General features: G+C 68.2%; 26 protein-coding genes. 11 read left to right on the top strand and 15 right to left on the bottom strand.

Annotation, left to right across the window (positions count from 1 at the left end; translation table 11 throughout):
* Nucleotides 1-40 precede the first annotated feature (40 nt).
* Entirely contained in the window at nt 41-1,159 is a 1,119-nt protein-coding gene (locus ABIC21_RS16690) for a histidinol-phosphate transaminase (RefSeq protein ID WP_354351501.1), read from the bottom strand.
* Nucleotides 1,160-1,265: 106 nt separating this feature from the next.
* Here ABIC21_RS16690 and ABIC21_RS16685 point away from each other — a divergent pair, with 106 nt between their 5' ends.
* The gene (locus ABIC21_RS16685; protein WP_354351500.1) at nt 1,266-1,652 is read left to right on the top strand and encodes a phage holin family protein; all 387 of its coding nucleotides are present in this window, start codon (nt 1,266-1,268) and stop codon (nt 1,650-1,652) included.
* Here the strand turns inward: ABIC21_RS16685 and ABIC21_RS16680 are convergent.
* Together ABIC21_RS16680 and ABIC21_RS16675 are read right to left on the bottom strand one after the other, a co-directional pair.
* Nucleotides 1,603-3,087 carry a hypothetical protein gene (locus tag ABIC21_RS16680; protein WP_354351499.1) on the bottom strand — a complete coding sequence of 495 codons (1,485 nt, stop codon included), beginning with the start codon at nt 3,085-3,087 and terminating at the stop codon, nt 1,603-1,605. The two genes, ABIC21_RS16685 and ABIC21_RS16680, sit on opposite strands and share 50 nt — an antisense overlap.
* Nucleotides 3,087-3,458: a hypothetical protein gene (locus ABIC21_RS16675; RefSeq protein ID WP_354351498.1), complete on the bottom strand. Its 372-nt coding sequence runs from the start codon at nt 3,456-3,458 to the stop codon at nt 3,087-3,089. Before ABIC21_RS16675 ends, ABIC21_RS16680 begins: the two co-directional genes overlap by 1 nt.
* 159 nt (nt 3,459-3,617) lie before the next feature.
* Between ABIC21_RS16675 and purB the strand changes: the two genes are divergently transcribed.
* The 3 genes from purB (at nt 3,618) to ABIC21_RS16660 (ending at nt 6,320) form a co-directional block, all read left to right on the top strand.
* Nucleotides 3,618-5,060, top strand: a complete 1,443-nt coding sequence (gene purB, locus ABIC21_RS16670) for an adenylosuccinate lyase (RefSeq protein ID WP_354351497.1) — start codon at nt 3,618-3,620, stop codon at nt 5,058-5,060.
* Complete coding sequence (locus tag ABIC21_RS16665; protein ID WP_354351496.1) at nt 5,057-5,722, top strand: histidine phosphatase family protein; 666 nt, start codon at nt 5,057-5,059, stop codon at nt 5,720-5,722. Before purB ends, ABIC21_RS16665 begins: the two co-directional genes overlap by 4 nt.
* A 94-nt stretch (nt 5,723-5,816) precedes the next feature.
* Nucleotides 5,817-6,320: a GNAT family N-acetyltransferase gene (locus ABIC21_RS16660; protein WP_354351495.1), complete on the top strand. Its 504-nt coding sequence runs from the start codon at nt 5,817-5,819 to the stop codon at nt 6,318-6,320.
* 22 nt (nt 6,321-6,342) lie between these two features.
* Here ABIC21_RS16660 and ABIC21_RS16655 read toward each other — a convergent pair whose 3' ends face one another.
* The gene (locus tag ABIC21_RS16655) at nt 6,343-7,383 is read right to left on the bottom strand and encodes an FAD-dependent monooxygenase (RefSeq protein WP_354351494.1); all 1,041 of its coding nucleotides are present in this window, start codon (nt 7,381-7,383) and stop codon (nt 6,343-6,345) included.
* Between the two features lie 84 nt (nt 7,384-7,467).
* Here ABIC21_RS16655 and ABIC21_RS16650 point away from each other — a divergent pair, with 84 nt between their 5' ends.
* Entirely contained in the window at nt 7,468-7,902 is a 435-nt protein-coding gene (locus tag ABIC21_RS16650; RefSeq protein ID WP_354351493.1) for an acyl-CoA thioesterase, read from the top strand.
* Nucleotides 7,903-7,959: 57 nt separating this feature from the next.
* Here ABIC21_RS16650 and ABIC21_RS16645 read toward each other — a convergent pair whose 3' ends face one another.
* Entirely contained in the window at nt 7,960-8,340 is a 381-nt protein-coding gene (locus tag ABIC21_RS16645) for a nuclear transport factor 2 family protein (RefSeq protein ID WP_354351492.1), read from the bottom strand.
* A 344-nt stretch (nt 8,341-8,684) separates the two neighbouring features.
* On the opposite strand from ABIC21_RS16645, the gene ABIC21_RS16640 reads away from it, so the two are divergent.
* The 3 genes from ABIC21_RS16640 to ABIC21_RS16630 all read left to right on the top strand — a co-directional run bounded on the left by ABIC21_RS16640 (nt 8,685) and on the right by ABIC21_RS16630 (nt 12,737).
* Nucleotides 8,685-9,767 carry an extracellular solute-binding protein gene (locus tag ABIC21_RS16640; protein WP_354351491.1) on the top strand — a complete coding sequence of 361 codons (1,083 nt, stop codon included), beginning with the start codon at nt 8,685-8,687 and terminating at the stop codon, nt 9,765-9,767.
* 91 nt (nt 9,768-9,858) lie between these two features.
* Nucleotides 9,859-10,926 carry an ABC transporter ATP-binding protein gene (locus ABIC21_RS16635; RefSeq protein ID WP_354351490.1) on the top strand — a complete coding sequence of 356 codons (1,068 nt, stop codon included), beginning with the start codon at nt 9,859-9,861 and terminating at the stop codon, nt 10,924-10,926.
* A gap of 38 nt (nt 10,927-10,964) precedes the next feature.
* Nucleotides 10,965-12,737 carry an ABC transporter permease gene (locus ABIC21_RS16630; RefSeq protein ID WP_354351489.1) on the top strand — a complete coding sequence of 591 codons (1,773 nt, stop codon included), beginning with the start codon at nt 10,965-10,967 and terminating at the stop codon, nt 12,735-12,737.
* 19 nt (nt 12,738-12,756) lie between these two features.
* Here the strand turns inward: ABIC21_RS16630 and ABIC21_RS16625 are convergent, their stop codons facing one another.
* From ABIC21_RS16625 to ABIC21_RS16600, 6 genes are all read right to left on the bottom strand, one after another.
* Nucleotides 12,757-13,947 (bottom strand): 4-hydroxybenzoate 3-monooxygenase, encoded by a 1,191-nt coding sequence (locus tag ABIC21_RS16625; RefSeq protein ID WP_354351488.1) that lies wholly within the window; start codon nt 13,945-13,947, stop codon nt 12,757-12,759.
* A 94-nt stretch (nt 13,948-14,041) separates the two neighbouring features.
* On the bottom strand, nt 14,042-14,821 hold the full coding sequence (locus tag ABIC21_RS16620; protein WP_354351487.1) for an IclR family transcriptional regulator: 780 nt from the start codon (nt 14,819-14,821) through the stop codon (nt 14,042-14,044).
* A gap of 76 nt (nt 14,822-14,897) precedes the next feature.
* A complete protein-coding gene (locus ABIC21_RS16615) occupies nt 14,898-16,061 on the bottom strand; it encodes an ABC transporter permease (protein ID WP_354351486.1) in 1,164 nt (387 codons plus the stop codon).
* Nucleotides 16,058-17,230 carry an ABC transporter permease gene (locus tag ABIC21_RS16610; RefSeq protein ID WP_354351485.1) on the bottom strand — a complete coding sequence of 391 codons (1,173 nt, stop codon included), beginning with the start codon at nt 17,228-17,230 and terminating at the stop codon, nt 16,058-16,060. Before ABIC21_RS16610 ends, ABIC21_RS16615 begins: the two co-directional genes overlap by 4 nt.
* A gap of 1 nt (nt 17,231) precedes the next feature.
* Nucleotides 17,232-18,191 (bottom strand): ABC transporter ATP-binding protein, encoded by a 960-nt coding sequence (locus ABIC21_RS16605; protein WP_354351484.1) that lies wholly within the window; start codon nt 18,189-18,191, stop codon nt 17,232-17,234.
* A 94-nt stretch (nt 18,192-18,285) separates the two neighbouring features.
* Nucleotides 18,286-19,341, bottom strand: a complete 1,056-nt coding sequence (locus ABIC21_RS16600) for an FUSC family protein (protein ID WP_354351483.1) — start codon at nt 19,339-19,341, stop codon at nt 18,286-18,288.
* Between the two features lie 223 nt (nt 19,342-19,564).
* Here ABIC21_RS16600 and mscL point away from each other — a divergent pair, with 223 nt between their 5' ends.
* Together mscL and ABIC21_RS16590 are read left to right on the top strand one after the other, a co-directional pair.
* Complete coding sequence (gene mscL / locus ABIC21_RS16595) at nt 19,565-20,050, top strand: large conductance mechanosensitive channel protein MscL (RefSeq protein ID WP_354351482.1); 486 nt, start codon at nt 19,565-19,567, stop codon at nt 20,048-20,050.
* 63 nt (nt 20,051-20,113) lie between these two features.
* Nucleotides 20,114-20,998, top strand: a complete 885-nt coding sequence (locus tag ABIC21_RS16590; protein WP_354351481.1) for an amino acid-binding protein — start codon at nt 20,114-20,116, stop codon at nt 20,996-20,998.
* Nucleotides 20,999-21,027: 29 nt separating this feature from the next.
* On the opposite strand, the gene ABIC21_RS16585 is transcribed toward ABIC21_RS16590, so the two are convergent.
* The gene (locus tag ABIC21_RS16585; RefSeq protein WP_354351480.1) at nt 21,028-21,975 is read right to left on the bottom strand and encodes a diacylglycerol/lipid kinase family protein; all 948 of its coding nucleotides are present in this window, start codon (nt 21,973-21,975) and stop codon (nt 21,028-21,030) included.
* A gap of 227 nt (nt 21,976-22,202) precedes the next feature.
* Here ABIC21_RS16585 and ABIC21_RS16580 point away from each other — a divergent pair, with 227 nt between their 5' ends.
* Entirely contained in the window at nt 22,203-22,442 is a 240-nt protein-coding gene (locus tag ABIC21_RS16580; RefSeq protein ID WP_354351479.1) for a hypothetical protein, read from the top strand.
* A gap of 23 nt (nt 22,443-22,465) precedes the next feature.
* Here the strand turns inward: ABIC21_RS16580 and ABIC21_RS16575 are convergent, their stop codons facing one another.
* The 3 genes from ABIC21_RS16575 to ABIC21_RS16565 are packed head-to-tail and all read right to left on the bottom strand — an operon-like array spanning nt 22,466 to nt 24,694.
* Nucleotides 22,466-23,281, bottom strand: a complete 816-nt coding sequence (locus ABIC21_RS16575) for an IclR family transcriptional regulator domain-containing protein (protein ID WP_354351478.1) — start codon at nt 23,279-23,281, stop codon at nt 22,466-22,468.
* 47 nt (nt 23,282-23,328) lie between these two features.
* Entirely contained in the window at nt 23,329-24,033 is a 705-nt protein-coding gene (locus ABIC21_RS16570) for a 3-oxoacid CoA-transferase subunit B (RefSeq protein WP_354351477.1), read from the bottom strand.
* Between the two features lies 1 nt (nt 24,034).
* Entirely contained in the window at nt 24,035-24,694 is a 660-nt protein-coding gene (locus ABIC21_RS16565) for a 3-oxoacid CoA-transferase subunit A (RefSeq protein ID WP_354351476.1), read from the bottom strand.
* Nucleotides 24,695-24,816 lie beyond the last annotated feature (122 nt).

Raw genomic sequence — 24,816 nt, 5'->3', positions numbered from 1 at the left:
TGTATCCGCAGCGGGCTGGCCACGGCCGTCATGTTAAGCGCTAGGAACGCCGCGGCGCTTTTGTATAGATCGCACATAGTTCGAGGAAGCGGGTGTTGGCCTCGGTCTCGCCAATGCTGACCCTCACACCCTCGTTGGCAAAGGCGCGCACGGAGAGGGCCCGCTCCCCCGCCAGGGCGGCGAATTCCGCGCTGTCCGCACCGAGGTTGAGCCATACGAAGTTGCCCTGGGCCTCAGGCACGAACCAGCCGAGGTCCCGCAACCCGGCGGTGACCCGGTCCCGTTCGTCCACGAGACTTTGTACCCTTTCTACAACCTCGCCGAAGTGCTCGAGCGAGGTCACAGCTGCGGTTTCGGCGATCTGGGACACCGCGAAGGGGGTGGCCGAAACGCGCAGGTGCTGCGTGAGGTCCGGCTGGGACACGCTGTAGCCGACCCGCAGCCCGGCCAAGCCATGGGCTTTGGAGAACGTCCGCAGGACGACGACGTTGGGATACTTGCGGTACATTTCGATGCCGTCGACGGCGTGCTCGTCGCGGACGAATTCCTGGTAGGCCTCATCGATGACCACCACGACGTCGGAGGGCACCCGTTTGATGAAGCGCTCGGTTTCCTCGGTGGTCAGGATCGGTCCGGTGGGGTTGTTGGGGGTGCACAGCAGGATCATCCGGGTGCGCGCCGTCACCGCGGCGGCCATGGCGTCGAGATCGTGGCGGCCCTCGCCGGTCAGCGGGATCCGGACGCTCTCGGCGCCGGCCAGGCCAACGCAGATCGGGTACGCCTCGAAGGAGCGCCAGGCGTAGATGACCTCGTCGGGTTTGCCGTCGTCGTTCTGCCCGGCGAAAGTGGCCAGCAACTGGTTCAGCGCCCCGAGGCTTCCGGCGCCGGTGACGATGTCCTCGGCGGGAACCGCCAGGAACTCGGAGAGGGCGCCGCGGAGCTTACTGCTCAGCGGATCCGGGTAGCGGTTAAAGTCGGTCTGCGCCGCGATGGCCTGCTGCACTGCAGGGATCGGGGGCAGAGGGTTTTCGTTGGAGGAAAGCTTGTAGCTGACCAACCCCTCGACGGGGACCGGCGGTTTGCCGGCCGCGTAGCGGGGAAGGAGGTCTACCACCGGACGGGGCCTGATGCCCCCGGCCGGGTTCTCTGATGAAGTCATGCCAACTAGCCTACTTCGGGTCCCTGCCACAGGAACTTCGGGTTTCGGCCACAAGAGGGGGATATGGTCCCTGCCGCTGCCGGCGGGCGTATGACAGCATGGGCCCATGCGCTCATTCTTCGTACGAGTCATCGTCAACGGGCTGGCCCTGGCCATCGCGTGCTGGATCCTCACCGGCCTGGATATCTCCACCGCGGGCAACGGCACCGTCAGCATCGTCCTGGGCTACCTGTTCATCGGCTTGATCTTCGGCCTCGTTAACGCCTTCGTCAAGCCAATCGTCAGCCTGCTATCACTGCCGATCACCATCCTCACGCTGGGCCTTTTCACGGTTGTCATCAACGCGGGCATGCTGTATCTGACGTCCTGGATCAGCAGCTACACGACCGTGCACTTCACCATTGACAGCTTCTGGTGGACCGCGGTGTTCGCCGCCCTCATCATTAGCGCGGTGTCCCTCGTGGCCAGCTTTCTCCCGGCCCTCGACCGCTAGGAACATCGCCGGATGCCCGGAGCCGGGCGTTGTCCGGGGGCTTTCCTTCCAGGCGCCGTGGCCCCGGAGCGACGGGCGTTGCCCGCTGGGGCGGCATGGCTTCGCGCCGGAGCTGGATGCGGGTGACCGTGGCGGTTCCGCCCGCGCCGACCACGGCCGCGAGCGCTGCGGTCGAAGCCTGGAGTGACGGATCCCGGCTGGCTGCGATGTCCCGGGCGCCGTCGGCGTACCGGTCCATGGCGTGGCCCGGCCCCATTCCCGGCTCCAGCCACTCGTGTCCGGGGATCGGAGTGGTCAGGGTGACGGTCACCCGGTTCTTGAGGTCGGGGTTCGGCAGTCCGTCCGCGCCGGGTACCCAGTCCTGCTCGTGTTCCAGGTGCAGGCTGCTGATGCCTGGCCCGGGTTCGATCCCGCCCACCGGGGAACCTGCCGTGAGCACGAACTTCAGTTCGTAATCGGCCAAGAACGCTTTGTCCCGGCCGAGGTTCAGGGCGTGGATGCCGCCCTGGCTGTAGCCGACCGCGGCGACTTGGTCGCCCGCTTCGGCGCCAGCCTCCGCCAGGGCCTGACGGACCGCCGCGGCAGTCTCGGCCGAGTCGTAGCCGAGGCCCTCGGCGATGCCGGTGGCGTCGAAGGGGTTGGTGCCCTGCGGCAGACCGTCCAGCTGCGTTCCGGGGATGATCACCGCCCAGGCACGGTTGCCGCTCTCCCCCAGCCGGAGAACCTCGATTTCCCCGCTGTTCCGGCCGACGGCCGCGGCCCGCAGCAGCAACCCGGCCGGTGAGACATCGGCCTCCTCCGTCCGGGTTTCCCGGCCCGTGACCCGGACGGGCCGGGGCCTCAGGAACTCCATGCCCGGCGCGTCCGCCAATCCGCGGACCGCGGCCCGGACACCGCCGGACTGGCCCCCTGCCGCGGCGGCGCCGGCGGGCAGGCCCAGCAGCAGCGCCAGCCTCCCGGGCGCCAGCGAAAACTCGTCCTCCACGGTGTCGCGGACGGTGAGCGGCGGCAGCCCAACCAGGCTCCACAGTGGCCCGTACCCGGGGCCGGTCCGGCCGATACGCAGGAGCAGGGTGTTCCTGGCCTCAGCGGACTCGTACTCCCGGTGGCTCGCCCTGACTTCGCCGCAAAGACTCTCCAGCTCCATCCGGACGCGGCCGAGGGCCCGGGCGGCCTCCCCGACGGCGACAATCGCGTTACTGCCCGTCGTATACGAGTCGGACTGGTACGGGAACAGGGCACGCCGCACTGCTTCCGCCTCCGCCTCCGTGTCCGCCAGCTCCCCGACGAGCCCGTCCAAGGCGGAGGCTCCGGCCAGCAGCTCCTCGAACTGGAAACTGAGCCCGCCCACTCCGCCGCGGATCCGCAGCATCCCGTCCACCGCAGCGGCAGGGACGGGCGCTCCCCCGGAGCCGGCCGGCGAGACCTCCGCCATCAGTGCCCCGGCCGCCCCGAGGACAACGCCACGTTCTGGGCGTGCCGCAGCACCACGGCAACGGCCTCCTGCAGGGCTGTCCGGCTGCGACGCAGGGCGGCCGCCTGCTGGGACAGCGCGGTCCGGTAGGCCCGGCCGGCCGGGGACTGCCAGCTCTGCAGTTCCACGCTGACCAAGCGGGCCAGCGCGGCGTCGGCGTGGTCTGCGCAGGCGGCGACCCGGGCGGCAAGCTGCTGGACCTCGTGACTGCGCGATGCGCACGCCGCGGCATCGGAGGCCAGGACGGCCGCGGCGGACACCCCGCTGTCCCCCGCGTTGTGTCTGGTGTTGATGCTGGTGTCCGCACTGGTGGGGGCGCTCCCGCTGGTCATAACACCGACGTTAGGGTCCCCGGCGCGCGGGCTGAAGCCCACCGCCCGGCCATGTGGACAATTGCCGGTGGAACCGTGCTGGGAACCGGAAATCCCGTCCGGAAGTCATATGCACCGCTGCACTTAAGGCCCGGCGGGACTTCGTGAAAGAATCGGGGCATGCCTGAAACTGCCGCCACAGCCGATACCCGCACGCCGTCCGGACGCCTGGCCCTCGCCGCGTCCTCACAACAGATCGCGCTCGGCCCTCTGGATGGCCGCTACCAGGCGGCCGTCGCGCCGCTGGTCGACTACCTCTCCGAGGCCGCCCTGAACCGCGACCGGGTCGCCGTCGAGGTTGAATGGCTCATCCACCTGACCGGCACGAGCGTGCTCCCCGGCGCCGGACCGCTGACCGCGGAGCAGCAGGCGAAGCTGCGCGCCGTCGTCACCGAATTCGACGCCGGCTCGGTCGCCGAACTGGCGGACATCGAAGCCGTCACCGTGCACGACGTCAAGGCCGTCGAGTACTACATCGGCCGCCGCCTGCCCGGTATCGGCATCGAACACCTGACCGCCATGGTGCACTTCGGCTGCACCTCCGAGGACATCAACAACCTCTCCTACGCCCTGGGCATCAAGGGCGCCGTGGAGGACGTCTGGCTGCCCGCCGCCCGGAAGCTCGTCGCACAGATCAGCGCCATGGCCGGGGACAACCGGGCCGTACCCATGCTCTCGCGCACGCACGGCCAGCCGGCCACCCCCACCACGCTCGGCAAGGAACTGGCCGTCATCGCGCACCGCCTGACCCGCCAGCTGGACCGCATCGCCCGGACCGAATACCTCGGTAAGATCAACGGCGCCACCGGCACGTATGCGGCCCACGTGGCCTCCGTTCCCGGCGCCGACTGGGAGCACGTCGCCAAGAGCTTCGTTGAGGGACTGGGACTGAGCTGGAACCCGCTGACCACTCAGATCGAAAGCCACGACTGGCAGGCGGAGCTGTACGCCGACGTCGCGCGGTTCAACCGGATCCTGCACAACGTCTGCACGGACATCTGGAGCTACATCTCGATCGGCTACTTCGTGCAGATCCCGGTCGCCGGCGCCACCGGTTCCTCCACGATGCCGCACAAGGTGAACCCGATCCGTTTCGAGAACGCCGAGGCCAACCTGGAGATCTCCTCCGGGCTGCTGGATGTCCTGGGCTCCACCCTGGTCACCTCGCGCTGGCAGCGCGACCTCACCGATTCCTCGTCGCAGCGCAACATCGGCGTGGCCTTCGGACACTCCCTGCTCGCCATCTCCAATGTGGCCAAGGGCCTGGACCGCCTGAAGGTCGCCGAGGACGTGCTGGCCGCGGACCTCGACACCAACTGGGAAGTCCTCGGCGAAGCCATCCAGATGGTCATGCGCGCCGAGGCCATTGCCGGCGTTGAGGGCATGGAGAACCCGTACGAGCGGCTCAAGGACCTGACCCGCGGGCAGCGCGTCGACGCTGCCAGGATGCAGGAGTTCGTCCAGAGCCTGGGCCTGTCAGCGGACGCGGAAGCCCGGCTGCTGGCCCTGACCCCCGGCACGTACACCGGCATCGCGGACAAGCTGGTGGACCACCTCGCATGAGGCTCCTGCTCATCCGTCACGGCCAGACGCCCGGGAACGTCCTGGGCCAGCTGGACACCGCCCACCCGGGCCCCGGGCTGACCGAGCTCGGCGAGCGGCAGGCGGCCGCGCTGGCGCGGTCGCTGGCGAATGAGCGGATCGACCTTCTTTATGCCTCCACGCTGATCCGCACCCAGATCACGGCCGCGCCGCTCTCGACCGTCCGCGGTTTGGAGGTCGAGGTGCTGGAGGGCCTGCGGGAGATCGAAGCCGGGTCCCTGGAAAAGCTCACCGACAAAGAATCGCACCTGCGCTACCTGGAGACTGTGTTCGGCTGGGCGGCGGGGGAACTGCACCGCAGGATGCCGGCCGGGCCCAGCGGGCACGACTTCTTCGAGCGCTACGACGCCTCGATCACCCGGATCGCAGCCGCTGCGGGCGGCGACGCGGCGACGGTGGCCGTGGTCAGCCACGGCGCCGCAATCCGGGTCTGGACGGGCCTTCGGGCCAGCAACGTGGAGGCGGGCTTCGCCGCCCGCCACGTCCTCGCCAACACCGGGATTGTGGCCCTGGAGGGGGATCCCGACGCCGGCTGGCGGCTCATCCACTGGGACGACAGTCCCGTCGGCGGCCTGGCGCTGGTGGACCCGGCGGCGGCGGACCCGACCGGCGGCACGCTGTAACTGAATTCTCCGAACCCTAACGCGGAGGAAACACGGCCGAAACCGGCGGTGCCTAGGGTTGATCTGCATAACCCTTCGGCGAAGCGAGGCAGCCATGCAGACGAACCCGCGGCTCAACATCCGGCAGGTCACCTGGGCCAACCCGGTGGGCGCGGATCTCCGCGCAGCCCAACAGGCCGAACTCGACGCCCGCTTCGGCACGAGCGACCACGAACCCGGACCGCCGCCGTCGGAGGCTGACACAGCCGTCTTCCTCGTCGCCCACGACAAGGCGTCCGGGCAGCCCGTGGGCTGCGGCGGACTGCGCATCCTCGACGAGCACACCGCCGAGATCAAGCGGCTCTACGTGCTGCCGTACACCCGCGGTTCCGGGGTAGCCAGCTCCATCCTCGCGGCCCTGGAAGCGCACGCGCACAGCCTCGGCATCACGTCCATCACCGCGGAGGCAGGATCGGTGCAGACTGACGGCCGGCAGTTCTACCAGAACTCCGGCTTTGTCCCGGTGCCGAACTTCGGGCCCTACATCGGGGTGGAGCACTCCTACTGTTATGCGAAAGCCATCGACTCGCACAGCGCCGCCCATACCGCCATGGCCTGAGCGGGCCCGGAGTTCAACGCCGTCAGCCGGCACCCGGCTTGCCGCCTCGCCTGCCAGCCAGCCGCAGCAGCTCGTCGCGCAGGGGTTGGGCACTTTCCGCGAGCGCCAGCCGTGCCATGGCGGAGGACGCCACGCGCAAGGCCTGGCTGCGCAGCAGCCTTCGCCGGTTGTACGCGCGCAGGGCCTCCGGAACAGGTCGGGAGTTGAGCAGATCCGCGAGCGTCACGGCGTCGATCAGCGCCTCGCAGGCGCCGCGCCCCAGGTTGGGGGTCATCCCGTGCGCCGCGTCCCCCACCAGCACCGCACCGTCCCGCTGGTAGCTGCCCGGGTAGGGCACCGTCCAGACCCTTTGTGCCAGCGTTTCCCCCGGCGTCGCGGCCGTCAGGATGCGGTCTATGCCGGCGGCCCGGCCGGACAGCCGCGTCCGGGTGAGCGCCAGGGCCTCCTCGACGTCGATGCCGCCGGGTCCCAGCCCCGACCGGTAGGAGGCGTACCAGTAGGTCCGGCCGCGGGACGCGGGCGTTATGCCAAACAGCTGCCCGCGCCCCCAGTATTCACCGCCGCCGCCGGGCGGTACCGGCTCGTTGATGATGCCGCGCAGGGCAAGATAGGGGCTGAGCCTGGCCCTGCTGCGTCCGCCCCAGACGCTGCGGCGGACAATGCTGTGCACCCCGTCGGCGCCAACCACAAGTCCCGGCCGCGGCAGTGATGCCACCGGGCCGTAGGCCCTGGCCACCGAGTCCGGCACCGCCGCGTCCAGCAGCCGGAGCAGCTCCGCACGCGACACCCCGATGACGCCCGGCGCCCGCGCTTTGAGCAGAACGGCCCCGGATCCGTCCCGCAGTGCCATGCCGCCGAAATCGGAGCCGGCCGCACGGACGGCCGGGAGAATACCCACCCCGCCAAGGGCCCGCTGGGCTTCCGGCCACATGGCCAGGGACGTCTCCACCGACGGCGGCTCTTCCCGCCGCTCGTGGACGGTCACCTGAAAGCGTTTGGTGTCAAGGCATGCGGCCAGCGCGAGCCCCGCGATGCCGCCGCCAACGATCGAGAGAGCGTCCATGCCCAGAGTCTACGGCCGGCGCCCGGGCCCGGCGGGTCCCGTCACACTCCCGCAGGCTGCGCCGCCGTCGACTAATCTCGCACTATGGAACCGGCCGACATCACCTTCCGCACCCGCAAATGGGTGCGTCCCGAAGACCTCAACGCGAACGGCACGCTGTTCGGCGGAAGCCTGCTGAAATGGATCGACGAGGAAGCGGCGATCTACGCCATCCTGCAGCTCGGCAACGGCAGGGCCGTCACGAAGTACATTTCCGAAATCAACTTCGTCAGCTCGGCTGTCCAGGGCGATCTGATCGAGATGGGGCTGACGGCCACCCGCTTCGGGCGCACCTCGCTCACCATGCGCGCCGAGGTCCGCAACATGATCACCAGGCAGAGCATCCTCACGATCGAGGAAATCGTCTTTGTGAACCTCGATCCGCACGGCAAGCCGGCACCGCACGGGTACACCGAGATCACCTATGACCGGGACCGGATCCCGACGCACCACCTGACGGAGACGCTCGCGGAGGACTAAGGCCCCAACGGGGACCAGGCGGCCGTGGCCCGGGACTGATGGCGGCCAGCGGGCCCGCTACGCCCAGAAATCGTCCCACTTGGCGGTGTCTTCGGAGTACTCGCGGCCCTCGGCAATCCGTCCGTCGCGGACCACAAACGCAATGACCGTGCCCATGTCGAGTGTCTTGCTGTGGGTCTGCTGGATCGCGACCGTGTGTTCTTCCCCGCCGACAATGTCCTGGACGTCGGCTTGAAAGGACCCCTCGCTGCGCGCTCCCAATTCGCCGAAATACGCCAGCACGGCGTCTCGGCCCTGCTTCGTTCCCGACAGCACGCCGTTGCCGGCTGCGTGCCAGACGGCGTCCTCCGCGAAGATTTCACCGAGTGTTGCCATATCGCCTGCGTTGAAGGCCTCGTACCCACGCCGGACCAGTTCAACATTTTCTGCGGTTCCCATGTCGGGCACCTCTCCGTCATCTTTGTCGGGTTTTTTGGACGACTCAAGGCTATTCCTGGTCTGCGGGCATGTCGATGGATCCCTGGTTACCGTCGGGAACGAGACCGGCGCGCGTACGGAAAAGCCGGGCCCTGCCAGGCCGAGCCCGGATGTTCACAGCGGGTTCAGGCCCAGGGCGCACGATGTTCACCCGGACCCACCAGACTCGGTGGCCAAGGTCGCGCTATTTCATCAATTTGATGGCCATAACCGCTAAATCCGGCGCTTCCCGCTATAGGCTGGCCGGACAAATGCCATCTGGCCCCGTTCAGAAATGAGTCCCACTCGTGCGCAGATTGAAAACCATGGTTGCCGGCGCTGTCGCCGTCGCCCTTCTTTCCGGCTGTGGAGCGGGCGGCGCAGCCCCCGCCGCGTCCGGAGCAGCTACCGGCCCCGCCGCCGTCGCCCCCTCGGGGCCGCCCTCCGGCGAAACGCTGATCGTCTACACCAATTCCAACGGTGAAGGCCGTGGCGAATGGCTGACGAAGAAGGCGGCCGACGCCGGCTTCAAGATCGAAATCGTCGGCGCCGGCGGCGCGGACGCCACCAACAAGCTGATTGCGGAGAAGAACAACCCGATCGCGGACGTTGCCTTCGGACTCAACAACATGTACTTCGAGCAGATCAAGGCAGCCGGTGCCATCGCCCCCTTCACCCCTGCCTGGTCCGCGGAAGTCGACGCCGCCAAGGGCGACCCGTCCGACAGCAAGGCGTACTGGCCGCTGGTCCAGCAGGCCATCCTGCTCGGCTACAACACCGAGAAGTTCAGCGCGGACGAGGCGCCCAAGGACTGGACCGATTTGTGGACCCAGGACAAGTTCAAATCCCGCTACGAGCGGGTGACCGGCCTCGGGACGGCCACCGCGCAGCTGGTCTTCGCCAGCATCCTGACGCGGTACAAGGACGAGACCGGCGACCTGGGCGTCTCGGATGAGGGGTGGCAGCAGGTCGAAGCGTACTTCAAGAACGGGACACCGGCCGTGGCCAAGACCGACCTCTTCGCCCGCATCGCCGCGGGGGACACGGACATGGGACAGATGCCCTCCTCAATCATTCTCGAACGTGAAAAGTCGTTCAGCGTCGATGTGGCAACCGTGATGCCTTCAGTAGGCGTACCGCTGGCCATCGAGCAGGTCGCCCTGGTCAAGGGAACGGACAAGCAGGACGAGGCCCTCAAGTTCATCGACTGGTTCGGCAGCGCGAAGACCCAGGGTGAGTGGTCCCAGCAGTTCAACTCCATGCCGGTGAACAAGGCCGCCGTGGCCACGGCCAAGCCCGAGGTCGTCGAATTCTTCAACACGCTCAAACAGCAGGACATCGACTGGACCTTCGTGCAGGAGAACATGGGCGCCTGGGTGGAAAAGATCGAACTGGAATACATGAGCTGACCCGAGGGAGGGCTGCAGCCGGCCAGCCGGCTGCAGCCCGCGCTTTTTCCGTTGGACACCCCGCTTCGCCGCCAGCCAAGGACAGGTTGCCATGATCCGTTTCGAGAACATCGAAGTCACCTTCGGCGACTTCACCGCCATCCCCAGCCTTGACCTCCAGGTGGAACCGGGGGAATTCTTCACCCTGCTTGGTCCCTCGGGCTGCGGGAAGACGACCGCGCTCCGCACCCTGGCGGGATTCATTGAGCCGTCCGCCGGCGAGGTCTATGTCGACGGCAAGGCCGTCACCCGGCTCCCGAGCGACAAGCGCCAGGTCGGCATGGTGTTCCAGAACTACGCCCTGTTCCCCAGCATGAGCGTGTGGGAGAACATCGCCTTCGGCCTCCGGGTGCGCAAGGAGAAGCCGGCCGAAAGTGACCGCCTCGTCCGCGATATCGCCCGGCGGGTTGACCTCTCCGAGGACCAGCTGCGCAAAAACGTGGCGGAGCTGTCCGGCGGACAGCAGCAGCGCGTCGCGGTCGCCCGGGCGCTCGTGCTGCAGCCCAAGATCCTGTTGCTCGACGAGCCGCTCTCCAATCTGGACGCCAAGCTTCGCCACCAGCTCAGGCAGCAGCTCAAGGATCTTCAAAGCGAGTTCGGCATCACCACGGTCTACGTCACCCATGACCAGGACGAGGCCCTGGCGATGAGCGACCGGGTGGCCGTCTTCAACAAGGGGGTGGTGGAACAGATCGGCACTCCGCAGAGCATCTACGACGAATCCGCCACCGAGTTCGTCTGCAATTTCATCGGGGACAGTTCACGCCTGACGGCCGGGTTCGTCGCTGAGCTGAACCGGCAGTCAAGCCACGTCCTCGATCCCGCGGCCAACTCCTACCTTCGCGTGGAAAAGGCATCGCTGGATCCCGCCGGCGGCAACGGCTCGGCCGTCCCGGTGCAGGGAACTGTCGTCTCGAAGACCTATCACGGCCTGCACAGCCGGTTCATCGTCCGCTGCCACGGTGCCGATATCCGGCTGCTGGTCAAGGAGGACGGCGGGACCCATCCCGCCACGGGCAGCCAGGCCACGGTGTACGTCCAGCCCTCCCACGTCCTCCAGTACCACCCGGAGACAGGTGTCTCACTCAGAAACCGCCTGCAGGAAGTGACCAGCCTGTGAGCACGGCGGGCGGCCCGAACGGCGCGAGCATCCGGAGCATGCTCCGCTCCCCCGCAGTCCTGATCGTCGGGGTCGTGCTGACCTGGTTCATTGCGGCTTTTCTCGTCTGGCCCAATGCCAATGTGCTGATCCAGACCTTCTTCCCGGACGGCAGCTTCTCCGGGCGCGCCGCCGAGAAGCTCTTCTCCTCCCAGCGGGCGATGAAATCCCTGGGCAACAGTTTTCTGCTCGCGGTCGCCCTATCCATCACGGTCAACGTGGTGGGAATCTTCATTGTGCTGGTGACCCAGTACTTCAGGATCCGCGGCTCCAGGGTCCTGTTTCTCGGTTACGCCACCACCTTCATCTACGGCGGCATTGTGCTGGCGGCCGGCTACAAGTTCATCTACGGGGACAAAGGCATCGTGACCGGTTTCCTGGTGGGGCTGTTTCCCGGCATGGATCCCGGCTGGTTTTCCGGTTTCTTTGCCGTCCTGGCCGTCATGACGTTCGCCACCACGACAAACCACATGCTGTTCGTCACCAACGCGCTGAAGGGTGTGGATTACCAGACCATCGAGGCGGCCCGGAACATGGGGGCCTCCACCTGGACCATCCTCCGGCGGATCGTCCTGCCGATGCTCAAACCGACGCTCTTCGCCGTCACCGTCCTCTCGTTCCTGACCGGCCTCGGGGCCCTCAGCGCCCCGCAGGTCCTCGGCGGCCGGGAGTTCCAGACCATCACGCCAATGATCCTCACCTTCAGCAACAGCCCGACGTCGAGGGACCTCGCCGCCCTGCTGGCCGTGATCCTCGGTGTGGCCACCATCCTGATGCTGGCGGTCATGACCCGGCTGGAAAAGGGCGGAACGTACTTCTCGGTGTCAAAAGTCTCCTCCGGACTGCAGAAGCAGCAGATCCGCAACCCCGTGGCCAACGCTCTCGTCCACACCGCCGCGTACCTGCTGTTCGCCGTCTACACGCTGCCCGTGGTGCTGATCGTGGTGTTCTCCTTTGCCGACGGCGCCGCGATCCAGACGGGCCAGCTGCTGCCGGGGAGCCTGACCTTCGACAACTACATCCGGGTCCTCACCCAGCCCTCGGGCCTGCGGCCGTTCATCATCAGCATCGTCTACAGCGCGCTGGCCGCGCTGATCGCCGTCGGAGGCCTGCTCTTCGTGGCCCGGCTCCTGCAGAAGTACCGCAACTGGGTGACGTCGGTGGTGGAGTACCTCCTCCACATCCCGTGGATCCTCCCCTCCGCCCTGCTCGCCCTGGGCCTGATCCTCAGCTACGACCATCCGAACCCGCTGGTGGGCGGCGCCGTCCTGACCGGGACCACGGTAATCCTGCTCATCGCCTTCGTGACCGTCAAGATCCCGTTCACCCTGCGGATGCTCAAGGCCTCCTTCGCCTCGGTCAACTCCTCGCTCGAGGAGGCCGCCAACATCATGGGCGCCAAGACGCTGTACGTGCTCCGCCGGATCCTGCTGCCGATCGTTCTGCCGGCCGCCGCGGCCATCACGGCGCTCAACTTCAACAGCATGCTGGACGACTACGACACCGCCATCTTCCTGGCCCACCCGCTGTTCCAGCCCCTGGGACTGGTCATTAAGGCCAACACGGACGGCGCCGAGGGTGTCGACGGGGTCTCAAACACCTTCGTCTACACGGTGCTGCTGATGGTCATCACCGGCGTGACGATGTATCTGGTCTACGGCCGGGCAGGCCGGAAGTCCGCCAAAGCCGCGGGGGCAGGAACGGCTGACAAAGAGGGCACGACGCCGGCCCTGGTCGAAGCCGCTCCCGCCGAATCGGTGCGCGTCCCCTAGCCCGCCGGCCGGCCGGGTGTCAGTGCGCGCCCGGCCAGCCGGTGTAGGCCTCGGCGAGGTAGGCCCGCCCGTGGCGGGATGACACCACCGAGTTGAGCTCGCCGAGCTGGCGGGCGCGGGCGAAGTCGTCGGCGCCGACCGGGGTGTGCAGCATGGACGTCATCCAGTAGGAGAACTGCTGGGCCTTCCAGACCCGGTCCAGGGCGCGGTCGCTGTAGGCATCCAGGAGCACGGTGTTTCCGGTCTTGTAGAAGCTGTCGAGACCTTCAAACAGCACCTTGACGTCGTGCAGCGCCAGGTTCAGGCCCTTGGCTCCGGTCGGCGGGACGGTGTGGGCGGCGTCGCCGGCGAGGAACAGCTTCCCGTGCCGCATCGGGGCGTGCACGAAGCTGCGGAACTTCAGGACCGTCTTGTCGATGACCGGGCCCTCCTTGAGTTCGAAGCCGTTGCCGTTGACCCGGCTGCGGAACGCGTCCCAGATCCGGTCCTCGCTCCAGTTGTTGACGTCCTCGTTCGGGTCGCACTGGAAGTACATCCGCTGCACGGTCTCGGTCCGCTGGCTGATCAGCGCGAAGCCGTTCTCGGAGTTGGCGTAGATCAGCTCGTCGGAGCTGCGCGGCGCTTCGGCCAGGATCCCGAACCAGGCGAACGGGTACTCGTGGAAGTACCACTTGCGCCGGGCTTCCGGGATCTGGAAACGGCTGTGGCTGCGCGAGCCGTCGGCGCCGGCGATGAAGTCCGCCTGCAGCTCCCATTCCGCACCGTCGGCGTCGGTGAACCAGACCTTCGGCGAGCCTTCGAGGTCATGGACGGTGGTGTCGGTGACGCTGTAGCGCACATCGCCGCCGTCGGCCTGGCGCCGTGCGGCGAGATCGAGGAAGACGTCGGTCTGGGGGTACAGCCAGACCGACTCGCCGACGAGGTCTTGGAAGTCGATCCGGTGGCTCTCGCCGTTGAAGCGCAGCTCGATGCCGTCGTGCCGGTCGCCGTCGCGCAAAACGCGGTCCGAGACGCCGCTGTCCACGAGCATGTTCACGGATCCGTGTTCCAGGATGCCCGCGCGGACGGTTTCCGAGATTTCCTGGTGGCTGCGGATCTCGATCACGGTGGATTCGATTCCTTGCTGGGCCAGCAGGTGGGAGAGCATCAGCCCTGCCGGGCCGGCGCCCATGATGGCGACCTGGGTGGAGATGACTTTGCGGTTTGCCATGGTGTCCTCGCTTCGTTGCGGGGCCCGGACTGGTGGGCGTCAGGGTCCGTGGGGATTCTCTGGCTCCAGTGTGCGCCCGGGTACGTGATGGGCGTTACTCGAATTCCGCTGAATGGAATCCAGCCGCTCCCGTTGCCCCCGGCAGCTGCCGGCCGATCCCGCGGGCAGCGGTCTGCAGGGCCGGAACCAGCGCCTGCAGCCGCATCTCGCGCAGGGGGACGACGACGCCGAGTGCGGCCACGGTGCGGTGCCTGGCGTCCCGCACGGGGACGGCAATCCCCCAGGTGTCCGGGTCCACGACTCCGGCCAGCTGCGCGAAGCCGTGGGCGGCCGTCTCCTGGAGCAGGGCGCGGAGATCCTCCGGCCGGACCTTGCCGGCAGGATCATGGAACTGGCGGAGGTACTCCGCCTGGACCGGCGGTGGCTGGTTGGCCATCAGCGCCAGCCCGGCGGAGGACACGTGGACGGGCATCCGTCCGGCGACCCGGGCCCGGTTCGCCACGGAGCCGCGGCGGGAGAGCCGCTCCACGAAGAGCGCCTCCCAGCCCTCCAGCACGGCCAGGTTCACGTTCTGGTTCAGCACCTGCTGGATGTCCTCCATAAAGGGCATGGCCGCCTGGCGGAGGGCCAGGGTGGGGGAATTCCGGTTGACGAGCTCCCACAGGCGCAGGCCCAGCCGGACGGACCCCCCGCCGCCCAGTTCCAGGAGGCCATGTCCGGCAAGCTGCCGGACCAGCCGGTGGGCGGTGCTCAGCGGCAGTCCGGCCCGGTCGGCGAGCTCGGAGAGGGGCAGCACGGTGACGCCCTCGGGGAACGCCGAGATCACCCTGACGACGCGGTCCACCACAGAGTCCCCGGTGCCGGAGTTCGCCATTGCCTGCACTTTCCGTTGAATGGATTCTGGTTTCACTCTACGCCGCCGTTTCGGCTGGCCCGGGACAGTGCGTTGGTTACAGGGCCCGGCTGAGGCTTCGCCGCAGGAGCCAGGCACCCAGCGCGAGCAGCGCGGCGGCCATACCGGCGAGCACGCCCAGCTCGGGCAGGACGTCACCCAGGGTGCCCTCGTGACGCTGGATGGAGGCCAACGCTTCATAGGCCCAGCGGTGCGGCGTGGCGAAGGAGATCGCGGCCAGCGTTTCCGGGAAGAACTCGGGCGGCACCATGCAGCCGCCCAGGCCCGCCAGCACGAGTCCGCCGCCCACCCCCACGCCGGCGGCGGCAGTGTCGTTGTCCATCACCGATCCGACCATCATCGCGGCAGCTGCCGCGACGGTGCAGAAGAGCACGAGCACGAGGGCGGAGAGCCACAGATTGCCCCAGTCGACGCCAAACAGCAGCGAGGTGCCGACCATGATGAATCCGCCCTGCACGAAGGCGATGGCGAAGCGCCCCAGCGCCTGCCCGGCCACAATCTGTCCGCTGGAAACCGGGGCGGACATGACCCGTCCGACGACGCCGAACCGCCGCGCCTGGATCAGCGTGGCCGCGCCGGTGAGTGAGCTGAGGAAGACAAAGAGCAGCAGCTGCTGGGAGGCGCCGAGATCGAACTTCCCCAGCCCCCGGAACTTCTGCACGACGTCGCCGGTATCCACGACCTCCACCGTCGGCACGGCCACCTGGACCGCCGCCTCGGCAAGGGCGGGCCGGGCCTGCTCCTCGGGGATTCCCGCGCCGGTCAGGGCCGCGAGCTGGCTCCGGTCCAGGCCTACCGCCTGCACGGCCGTGCGGACCTGCTGCATCACGGCCACGGCGGAGGACTGCGGGGCCATCACCACGTCGAGCTCCGCCGGCCGCCCGGCGTCGAAAGCGTCAGCATCGGAGTCGTCAAGGAAAACGCCGACGTCGGTGCGCCCGCGGCTGAGGTCCGCCCGGGCGGCGTCCGCGCTGCTTGCCGTGACGTCGACGCCGGAGGACTCAAGCTCCGCGGTCAGGGCCTGGGCGAGCGTGCCGCCGGATCCGGCGATCGCCACCCGGGGCTGGCCGCTGCCGGCACCGAACTGCGAGCCGAGCAGCAGGATGAGCATGAGCGGAAAGATGAAGACGAAGAAAATGTTCGACTTGTCCCGCAGGAAGCGCCGCAGTTCCACCGTAGCGATCGCGACCATGGCCCTCATGCCTGCGCCCCCCGGTCCGGGAGGAGGCGCGAGAGGACCAGCCCGGCCGCGGCGAACGCCAGCATGACCGCGACCGGCCCCGCCACGTCCCCGAGGCTTCCGCCCCCGGCAGAGATCCCGAGGCCCCGGATGAAGGCCCCGATCGGGTTGAGGTCCAGCAGCGTCGCAGCGAAACCGGTGCCCTGGACCGGGAAGAAGGCACCTCCCGCGATCCCCAACACCATCGCCAGGATCGACTGCGCCACGTTGGCCTGCTCCGCCGTCCGGACCAGCCGCGCGACGACGAACGTCAGGCTGGTGGCCGCCGTCACGACGCTGAGAATCAGGGCGGCCACCACGAGCGGGGAGCCGAAGGAGACCCCGAACAGCCGGGAGCCGGCGGTGAGCAGGACGGCGGTGGCAACGACGCCCAGGATGAAGCCGGTGCAGGCCTTGGCCGTGATCACGGCGCCGCCGGTGACGGGCATCGACCGGAGCCGGGCCAGGGTGCCCTGTTCCCGCTCCGCGAGCAGCCCCAGCACACCGAATCCGACCGTGAACATCAGGAACAGCCCGGCCTGCCCTGCCACCAGCGTGCCGCGGAGCGAGAGCTGTTCGGCGGCGGCCTGCCCTTCGGCCAGGGTGAGCAGGGCCGGTCCGGCCGCGGCCTGCTGGGCAAGCGCCGCGAGGTCCTGGTGCGGCAGCCCGGAAAGGCCGCCGGCGGCGGCGGTCGCCGTGCCGGCGGCAAACTGGTCCACGACCCCCTGGACCACGGAGATCAGCACGCCGGTTTCCAGCGAGGCGTTGTCACCCTCGACCAGCTGGACCGACGCGGGCTGCCCGGACAGCACCGCGTTGGTGAAGCCTTCGGGAATGATAATGCCGAGGTCCGCGCCGCTGGCCTGGGTCTCGGTGCGGACGTCCGCGGCCGGGACCCGCTTGATGGTGACGTCCATGATCTCCAGTGTTTCGACGGCGCCGAGCAGCGCGGCACCCAGCGGGTCGGCGTCGTCCGCGCTGGCGACGACGGTGGCCGGCTGCAGGTCAACGGTGTCCTCGCCGAGTCCGCCGAACACCAGGCTCAACACCCCCATGAGCGCCAGGGGGACGATGAGGGAGAAGATGAAAACGGACTTGTCCCGGATGCGCTGGCGCAGGTCGTTCGCGACCATGGTCCACAGACCGGGCATCTCAGTCCCTCAGCGCTTTGCCGGTCAGGTGCAGGAAAACGGACTCCAGGTCGGGCCGGACAATCTCCACGGACGTCACGGACATTCCGGCGTGCCCGGCGCCGGTCACGATCCCTGCGAGTGCGGTGGGTCCGTCGCTGACCGTGAGGATGAGTCCGGCGCCGTCGTTGTCGACGCGCTGCACGGCCGGCAGCCCGCGCAGGGCCTCCGCGGCGCGGGACATGCTGCCGCCGCCGCGGAGGTTGATCCGGTCGACGCCGCCGGTGAGCGTGATCAGCTCGTCCCGGGTGCCCTCTGCCTGGATACGGCCCTCATCGATGATCGCAATCCGGTCGCAGAGCCGCTCGGCCTCCTCCATGTAGTGCGTCGTGTAGAGCACCGCCATCCCTTCGACGGAGAGCCGCTCCACGGATTCGAGGATGGCGTTGCGGGACTGCGGATCCACCCCGACCGTGGGTTCGTCCAGGATCAACAGCGTGGGCCGGTGGAGCAGGCCGATGCCGATGTTCAGCCGGCGCTTCATGCCGCCCGAGTACTTCTTGGTCAGGTCTCCGGCACGGTCACTGAGGCCGATCAGCTCCAGCACCTCGTTGGTGCGTCCGGCGAGCTCCTTGCCGCTGAGCCCCTGCAACCGGCCGAAGAACTTCAGGTTTTCCCGCGCGGTCAGGTCCGGGTAGATGGCCAGTTCCTGCGGGACCAGGCCGATGATCCGCTTGGCCTCCGTCTCGGACGGGGTCATGGCCCGGCCCGCCACGCGGACGGTTCCCTCGTTGGCGGGGATCAGGCCCGCGACCATGGAGATGATGGTGGTCTTGCCGGCGCCGTTGGGTCCCAGCAGCCCGTAGGTTTCGCCAGTGCGGATGTGGAAGGACACGCCGTCGACAGCGGTCAGGTCCCCGTAGCGCCGGACGAGTCCGCTGACGTCCAGCACGTCCTTGGTTGTTACCTCAGCAACTTCCACAAGCACTCCCCCAGTCGCGTTGCACAGTCGTGTCCAGACTAGCCTTCCGTGCCGGATTACGCCGGGACAGGGCACTTAGACCCCAGGCTGCCGATCAGAGGGGTGCGCGAAACCGCCGCCACACCGCCGGGGCCAGCACGACGGCGATGCCGACGGCCGCTCCGATGACGGTGTGAAAGATCCGGTCCCGCAGCAGGGTGCCCGGCGCCGTGGGAACCACCAGCAGGGTCGAAATCAGGGCCAGCGGCGTAACGAAGATCTGGGCCAGGAGGTATTGGCGGGCGATGAACATCTCCGCGCCGAACTGGCAGGCGGCAATGATGAGGACAGTCTGCCAGGGGTCGGGCTGGAGGAGCAGGATCCCCGCAAGGAGTACGAGCCCGAGAGCCGTGCCCATGATTCTTTGCAGCCCGCGGCTGATCCGGTGCCGGGTGGTGTGGCCCACCAGCGGCACGACGGCGGCCACCATCGCCCAGTAGTTGTGGCCGAAGCCCAGCCGTTGCCCAACGAGCGTTGCCAGGGTTCCGGCCAGGCCCGCAGCGACGAGGTAGCCGATACTTTCGTGCAGTGCCGTCCGCTTTTCGGCCGGTGTGAGTGGTGCGGGGGGAGGACGGACCCACGGTGTTCGGCGGCTCCGGACCAGGCGGGCGGACATGCCGACCAGCAGGGAGAAGACGACGGTCGCCACGGCCACGAGCATGCCCTGCCAGAGCGGCGGCTGGTTGGGGATGGACGCGATCGCGGCGAAGGCAAAGATGTGGAACAGCGAGCCGGCGGGGCGGAGCCGCCACCAGGCGACGACCAGCGAGCAGCTTCCGGCCACCAGGGTAGTCGCCACGACCTGGAGCCAGATGGTCCCCGCGGCCGGTAGCGCGAAGGCCACGCCTGCCCGGGCGGTCAGGGCAGCGAGCAGCATCACCGCCACCATCAGCGTCCCTGCACGGACTTGAAGCCCGAAGCGCTTGGCGTGCGGCTCGTTGCGGCCGTAGATCCCGGTGAAGGCTCCGAAGGACGCGAAGATCGCCAGGTCCAGGCGGTCAAGCAGCACCAGCGTGATCAGCGGGACAAAAACACTGATGGCGCAGCGGAGAGCGACTTGGTGGTCCTTGTTGCCGGGAGCAATGGTGAACATCTCGGCAAGCATCTTCACAGGTGGTGGCGCCCTTCTTTGCGGTCGGATTATGACGACGGCGGCGCTGGCATCCAAGCCCGATTTTACGCCCGGAAGGAGGCGGGCCGGTCATCCCCGTCCATTCAGTGGAACCGGCCCCGGTCGGGAGGCCGGGCCGGAGAAGTGATAGCGTCTAGCGGTTGATTCCCCGCGCCCCAGGGGCACGGCACACAGAGACAAATCAAGGCACACCGGAGGACCCATGCTCAAAGGATTCAAGGACTTCATCCTGCGCGGCAACGTGATCGAACTGTCCATCGCGGTCGTGGTCGGCACCGCATTCACCGCCCTGGTCAGCGCCTTTACCTCGAACATCGTGAACCCGATCATCGCGGCGGCCGGCGGAGTCGAGACCAAGGGGCTGGGCTTTTGGATCTGGCCGGGCAACGACAAAACGTTCGTCAACTTCGGCGCGGTCATCACGGCGTTCGTCACGTTCATGATCACGGCCGCCGTCGTCTACTTCATTTTCGTGGCGCCGATGAACCGGATCAACCATCTGGTCAAGAAGCGGCTCGCCACCGCGGAGCCGGAGGAGGAGGCGCTCCCGGCGGACACGGCCCTGCTGGCCGAAATCCGCGACCTGCTGGCGCAGCTCGCGGGTGCGGATCCTGGGCGGACGTCCGGCCACAACTTGGGGCCTGCCCGCGAGCACACCGCCGAGGCGGCCGGCCAACGCAGCATCTAGGCCGCGAGAAATCGTCACCGGCCGGCAATAGGACTGAAACAGCCACCGGACATCATGGGACCCATGAAGCCCTCAGCCCGCGGCCAAAAGCGCGGCGGATCCCAGGCCCCGGCCGCCTCCGAACTGAGCTGCGAAGTCTGCGGCCAGATGCCCGAACCGACCAAGACCCGGCTGACCCTGGCCAACGTCGCCGTGATGCTGCCGATCGAACTGGCGGTCCACGCGGCGGTGGTGGGGACGCACCTGCCCTATGTGGCGAAGGTCCTGGTCCTCACGCTGACCGCCACCGTCCTTGTCATCTGGGTGGCGGAACCGTCCGCGGCGCGGATGCTTCGGCGCTGGCTGCACGCTCCCGCCCTGCGGCACCGCCGCCGGCTCGGCACCGCACCGGCCCTGTGGCGGGCCCGCACGGTGTTGAACGACCGGCCCGGCTCCCTGCAGAAACTCACGCAGTCCCTGGCCAGGCTGGACACCAACATCCTGAGCATTCACGTGCACCCGGTCGACGGCGGCGTGCTGGATGAGTTTGTGCTGTCCGCGCCCGGCGAGCTGGGCGAGGCGGACCTGCTGAAGGCCCTGCGCGACGGCGGCGGCAGCGATCCGCATGTCTGGCCCACCACGGCGCTGGCCATGGCGGACGGGCAGACCGGGGCCCTGAGCCTTGCAGCCAGAATCGCGGCCAACCCCGAGGAGTTGCCACTTGCGGTGGCCGAACTCCTGCGCGCACGGATCGAGGCCAGGCCGAACACGGGCACTGCGGCTCCTGCAGTCAGCGGAGCGGCCGGGCCGGCATCGGACGGGACCGTGCTGAGGATCCCGACGGCCTGGCACGGTCCCATCACGTTTGTCCGTCCCGGCGAGCCGTTCACGCCGGCGGAGTCCGCCCGGGCTCACCGGCTGGCCGAGCTCGCGGAGATCCTCGCGCACAGCCCGGCCACCGGCCGGTGACGCCGGAGGTCTGGAGATCCAGGCAGTCGCTAGGCGACGGCGGCGGTCATCAGGATCTTCAGGGCGTCGCGCTCGACGGCCACGGAGAGATGCGTTCCGGTGCCGAGGTGGTCACCGTCCAGCTGGAATTCCTGCTCGCGCTCCAGGGTGATCTCTGCGGATTTGCCCTGGAAGTACTCCACTGATTCGGTCTCGCGCTTGTTCCGGCCGAAGATCCCGGCAACAACCCCCAGCCAGCCAAGCCGGCCCCGCGGGGCCAGGACCAGCAGGTCCAGCACACCGTCGTCGATCTTGGCGTCCGGGAAGATCTCGACGCCGCCCATGATCCGTCCGCAGTTGCCGATCATAACGCTGCGGATCCTGCGGCGGACGGGCTCCCCGCCGTCGACGCTGATCCTCGCCTTGACCGGCTTCCCGGGGAGCTTGCGGATGCCCGCCTCCACGTACGCGAGCCAGCCCATGCGGTCCTTGAGCACATCGACGGTGTCGGCCATGATGGCGGCGTCGTAGCCGAGTCCGGCCATCACCAGGAACACCTGCTCGTCATCCGAATGGTTCAGCCGCGCCTTGACGACGTCGATGGCCTTTTCGCTGCCGTTGAGCACGTCGTAACAGGCCGAGACGGGATCGGTGATGTCCACGCCGAGGTTGCGGGCCAGGAGGTTGCCAGTGCCCAGCGGCACCAGGCCCATAGGTGTTCCAGTGCCGGCGAGCACCTCGGCGACGCAGCGCACGGTACCGTCGCCGCCGGCGGCAATGACGACGTCGACCCCGGCCTCCAGTGCCTGGCGCGCCTGGCCGGCTCCCGGGTCTTCGACCGTGGTCTCGAGCCAGAGCGGCTCGGCCCAGCCCTGCGTTTCGCACAGCCGGAGGATTGCGCCCTGGAGCGCCGGACCACCCGATTTGGCGGGGTTGATGATGACGGCGGCGCGCTGAACCTGTGGGGTGCTGTCCGGCGCGGAATTGTTCTCTGGCATGGCATCCTTCGGGGGCAGGGGGGCGTGGGTGTCCCGGATTGAAATCCTAGCGGGATTCCGCACGTAACTTCCGCAGCCGGGGCTCGAACCGTGGACGCCCGCGCGCCGGAGTCACTAGACTGGCCATGCTCAAGTACTGGAGCATGCCGTCCCAAGCCTTCTTCGGGCCGGCTGCCTGTCTGGAACAGCCTGACAGGTCGCACTCCAGGGGCGGGAAGCGGGAGCACATGTCCGAATCACAGGAGAACTACTCGGCCGAGGCCGAAGCGTCCAGCACGGACCCCCACGACTGGGGGCGCGCCATGGCGCGGGCGGTCACGCGGCTGGCGGAGCAGCTTGCCCCGGCGGACAGCGAGGACATCCATGCCTCCCTTGTGGGCAAGGACCTGCATCTGAAGATCCGTGACGACGAAGCAGGGGTTACCATCACGGTGTCCACCGCACCGGCGGCGGACTCGTCCAGCTGAGCGCCCCTGGCGTCCGGAGCCCCCTAGCGTCCGGAGGACAGGTCCGCGGAGATGACTTCGGCGGTGGCCACCGTTGCCGCCCGCACCGAGTCCAGGTAGGCCGCAGGATCCGGCCGGTTCGCGACCGACTGGGCCTGCAATGACACGTTGATGGCGGCGACCACCTTGGGACCGTCGTGGACCGGCGCGGCAATCGACATCAGCCCGAGCTCGAGCTCCTGGTTCAGCAGGCACCAGCCCTGCTCCCTCACGGTGGCCAGTTCGGCGAGCAGTCCCTCGCGCGTGCCGATGGCCAGCGGGGTCAGGGGCCGGATGTCAGTGCCGGCAAGGTAGTCCTGCAGCTGGTCGAGCGGCAGTGCCGCCAGCAACACCCTGCCCATCGAGGTGGCGTACGCCGGAAACCGGGTGCCGACGGTGATGCCGACGGTCATGATCCGGCGGGTCGCCACCCGGGCGATGTAGGCAATGTCCGTGCCTTCCAGCACGGCGGCCGACGTCGACTCCCCCAGCTGGCGCGACAGCTCCTCGAGGTGGGGCTGGGCGAGCTGCGGCAGCGACAGTCCCGACAGGTAGGCGTAGCCGAGCTGCAGCACCTTGGCGGTCAGCGCGAAGATCTTGCCGTCGGTGCGGACATAGCCCAACTCCACGAGTGTGTACAGGAACCGCCGGGCCGTGGCCCGGGTGAGGTCCGTCCGGGCCGCCACCTCCGTCAGCGTCATCTTCGGATGGTCCGTGTCGAAGGCGCGGATCACCGCCAGCCCGCGCGCCAGCGACTGCACGTACTGGTCACTGGCCGCCGGCGCGCCGCCGGCCCGGGCGCCTTTTGCTGCGTCAATCATTTCCATGCCTCTCGGTCCCGCACCACTTTATCCGTGCGGGCGGATGCTCAGCTTCCGGCGGCGGACGCGGCCCTGAGCGGCACCGGAACCATGTCCTGCAGCTCCTCGAGGGTGCAGCCGAAGGTTTCCCGGACCTGGACCCCGTCGGGGCCGGTCAGGAAGACGGCCTTGTCCGTGTACACACGGGTCACACAGCCGATGCCGGTGAGCGGGTAGCTGCAGGTCTCGACGAGTTTGGAGACGCCGTCGCGGGTCAGGAGGGTCATCATGACGAAGACGTCCTTGGCGCCGGTGGCGAGGTCCATGGCCCCGCCGACGGCCGGGATCGCGTCCGGCGCGCCGGTGTGCCAGTTGGCGAGGTCGCCGGTCGCGGAGACCTGGAAGGCCCCGAGCACACAGATGTCGAGGTGCCCGCCGCGCATGATCGCGAAGGAGTCGGCGTGGTGGAAGTAGGAGGCTCCGGGGAGTTCGGTCACCGGGATCTTGCCGGCGTTGATGAGGTCGCCGTCGATCTGGTCCCCGGTGGCCTCGGGGCCCATGCCCAGCATGCCGTTCTCGGTGTGGAGCGTGATGTTCTGCTCCGGCTCGAGGTAGTTGGAGACCAGGGTGGGCTGGCCGATGCCCAGGTTCACGAAGGAGCCGGGCTTGATGTCCCCGGCCACCAGGCGGGCCAGGTCATCGCGGCCCAGCGGCTTGTCGGAGGTCTGGATGCCAGCGAGGCTTGCCGTTTGGTCATTGGACTGCACGCTCATCTCAGGCCACCTTCACAATGCTGTTGACGTAGATTCCGGGGGTCACGATGACCTCCGGGTCGAGGCCGCCCGTGGGGACGATCTCGGATACCTGGACGACCGTGTGTTTGGCCGCGGCGGCCATGATCGGGCCGAAGTTACGCGCCGTCTTGCGGTAGACGAGGTTGCCCTTGCCGTCGGCCTTGAGGGCCTTGATGAGCGCGACGTCGGCGTGGATGGGTGTTTCGAAGACCTGCCCGCGGCCGTCGAGGATGCGGGTTTCCTTGCCTTCGGCCAGCATGGTGCCGTAGCCGGTGGGGGTGAAGAAGCCGCCGATCCCGGCGCCGGCGGCACGGATCCGCTCGGCGAGGTTGCCCTGCGGGACGAGTTCGAGTTCGATTTCGCCGGCGCGGAACTTCGCGTCAAAGTGCCAGGAGTCGGACTGCCGCGGGAAGGAGCAGATCATCTTCTTCACCCGGCCCTCCTTGATCAGCAGTGCAAGGCCCTGGTCGCCCTGGCCGGCGTTGTTGTTGACGACGGTGAGGCCCGTGGCGCCGCAGTCCATCAGCGCGTCAATGAGTTCGAACGGCTGCCCGGCGTTGCCGAAGCCGCCGATCATGACCGTGGAGCCGTCCTTGATGCCGGCGACGGCCTCGCCGACTGTGTCAATAAAATTCAGCATCTCTCTTAACCCTTTACGCCAGAAGTTACGTTTTCGAGGACGACGGCGAGGCCCTGGCCGACGCCGATGCAGATCGCGGCGACGCCCCAGCGTTCGCCGGAGGCCTGCAGGGACCGGGCCAG

The sequence above is a fragment of the Pseudarthrobacter sp. PvP090 genome, assembly GCF_040547365.1.
Classification (GTDB): domain Bacteria; phylum Actinomycetota; class Actinomycetes; order Actinomycetales; family Micrococcaceae; genus Arthrobacter.
This window is presented reverse-complemented; position numbering and strand designations above follow the sequence as displayed.

Excerpts from the sequence above, each read along its gene's own strand:
- ABIC21_RS16630 (WP_354351489.1), top strand. The coding sequence starts at position 10,965 with ATGCTCCGCTCCCCCGCAGTCCTGATCGTCGGGGTCGTGCTGACCTGG.
- ABIC21_RS16610 (WP_354351485.1), bottom strand. The coding sequence starts at position 17,230 with ATGCCCGGTCTGTGGACCATGGTCGCGAACGACCTGCGCCAGCGCATC.
- ABIC21_RS16660 (WP_354351495.1), top strand. The coding sequence starts at position 5,817 with ATGCAGACGAACCCGCGGCTCAACATCCGGCAGGTCACCTGGGCCAAC.
- ABIC21_RS16685 (WP_354351500.1), top strand. The coding sequence starts at position 1,266 with ATGCGCTCATTCTTCGTACGAGTCATCGTCAACGGGCTGGCCCTGGCC.
- ABIC21_RS16665 (WP_354351496.1), top strand. The coding sequence starts at position 5,057 with ATGAGGCTCCTGCTCATCCGTCACGGCCAGACGCCCGGGAACGTCCTG.
- ABIC21_RS16590 (WP_354351481.1), top strand. The coding sequence starts at position 20,114 with ATGAAGCCCTCAGCCCGCGGCCAAAAGCGCGGCGGATCCCAGGCCCCG.
- ABIC21_RS16645 (WP_354351492.1), bottom strand. The coding sequence starts at position 8,340 with ATGGGAACCGCAGAAAATGTTGAACTGGTCCGGCGTGGGTACGAGGCC.
- ABIC21_RS16675 (WP_354351498.1), bottom strand. The coding sequence starts at position 3,458 with ATGACCAGCGGGAGCGCCCCCACCAGTGCGGACACCAGCATCAACACC.
- ABIC21_RS16580 (WP_354351479.1), top strand. The coding sequence starts at position 22,203 with ATGTCCGAATCACAGGAGAACTACTCGGCCGAGGCCGAAGCGTCCAGC.
- ABIC21_RS16585 (WP_354351480.1), bottom strand. The coding sequence starts at position 21,975 with ATGCCAGAGAACAATTCCGCGCCGGACAGCACCCCACAGGTTCAGCGC.
- ABIC21_RS16690 (WP_354351501.1), bottom strand. The coding sequence starts at position 1,159 with ATGACTTCATCAGAGAACCCGGCCGGGGGCATCAGGCCCCGTCCGGTG.
- ABIC21_RS16575 (WP_354351478.1), bottom strand. The coding sequence starts at position 23,281 with ATGATTGACGCAGCAAAAGGCGCCCGGGCCGGCGGCGCGCCGGCGGCC.
- ABIC21_RS16655 (WP_354351494.1), bottom strand. The coding sequence starts at position 7,383 with ATGGACGCTCTCTCGATCGTTGGCGGCGGCATCGCGGGGCTCGCGCTG.
- purB (WP_354351497.1), top strand. The coding sequence starts at position 3,618 with ATGCCTGAAACTGCCGCCACAGCCGATACCCGCACGCCGTCCGGACGC.
- ABIC21_RS16650 (WP_354351493.1), top strand. The coding sequence starts at position 7,468 with ATGGAACCGGCCGACATCACCTTCCGCACCCGCAAATGGGTGCGTCCC.
- ABIC21_RS16625 (WP_354351488.1), bottom strand. The coding sequence starts at position 13,947 with ATGGCAAACCGCAAAGTCATCTCCACCCAGGTCGCCATCATGGGCGCC.
- ABIC21_RS16680 (WP_354351499.1), bottom strand. The coding sequence starts at position 3,087 with ATGGCGGAGGTCTCGCCGGCCGGCTCCGGGGGAGCGCCCGTCCCTGCC.
- ABIC21_RS16640 (WP_354351491.1), top strand. The coding sequence starts at position 8,685 with ATGGTTGCCGGCGCTGTCGCCGTCGCCCTTCTTTCCGGCTGTGGAGCG.
- ABIC21_RS16620 (WP_354351487.1), bottom strand. The coding sequence starts at position 14,821 with ATGGCGAACTCCGGCACCGGGGACTCTGTGGTGGACCGCGTCGTCAGG.
- ABIC21_RS16635 (WP_354351490.1), top strand. The coding sequence starts at position 9,859 with ATGATCCGTTTCGAGAACATCGAAGTCACCTTCGGCGACTTCACCGCC.
- ABIC21_RS16565 (WP_354351476.1), bottom strand. The coding sequence starts at position 24,694 with ATGCTGAATTTTATTGACACAGTCGGCGAGGCCGTCGCCGGCATCAAG.
- ABIC21_RS16615 (WP_354351486.1), bottom strand. The coding sequence starts at position 16,061 with ATGAGGGCCATGGTCGCGATCGCTACGGTGGAACTGCGGCGCTTCCTG.
- ABIC21_RS16570 (WP_354351477.1), bottom strand. The coding sequence starts at position 24,033 with ATGAGCGTGCAGTCCAATGACCAAACGGCAAGCCTCGCTGGCATCCAG.
- mscL (WP_354351482.1), top strand. The coding sequence starts at position 19,565 with ATGCTCAAAGGATTCAAGGACTTCATCCTGCGCGGCAACGTGATCGAA.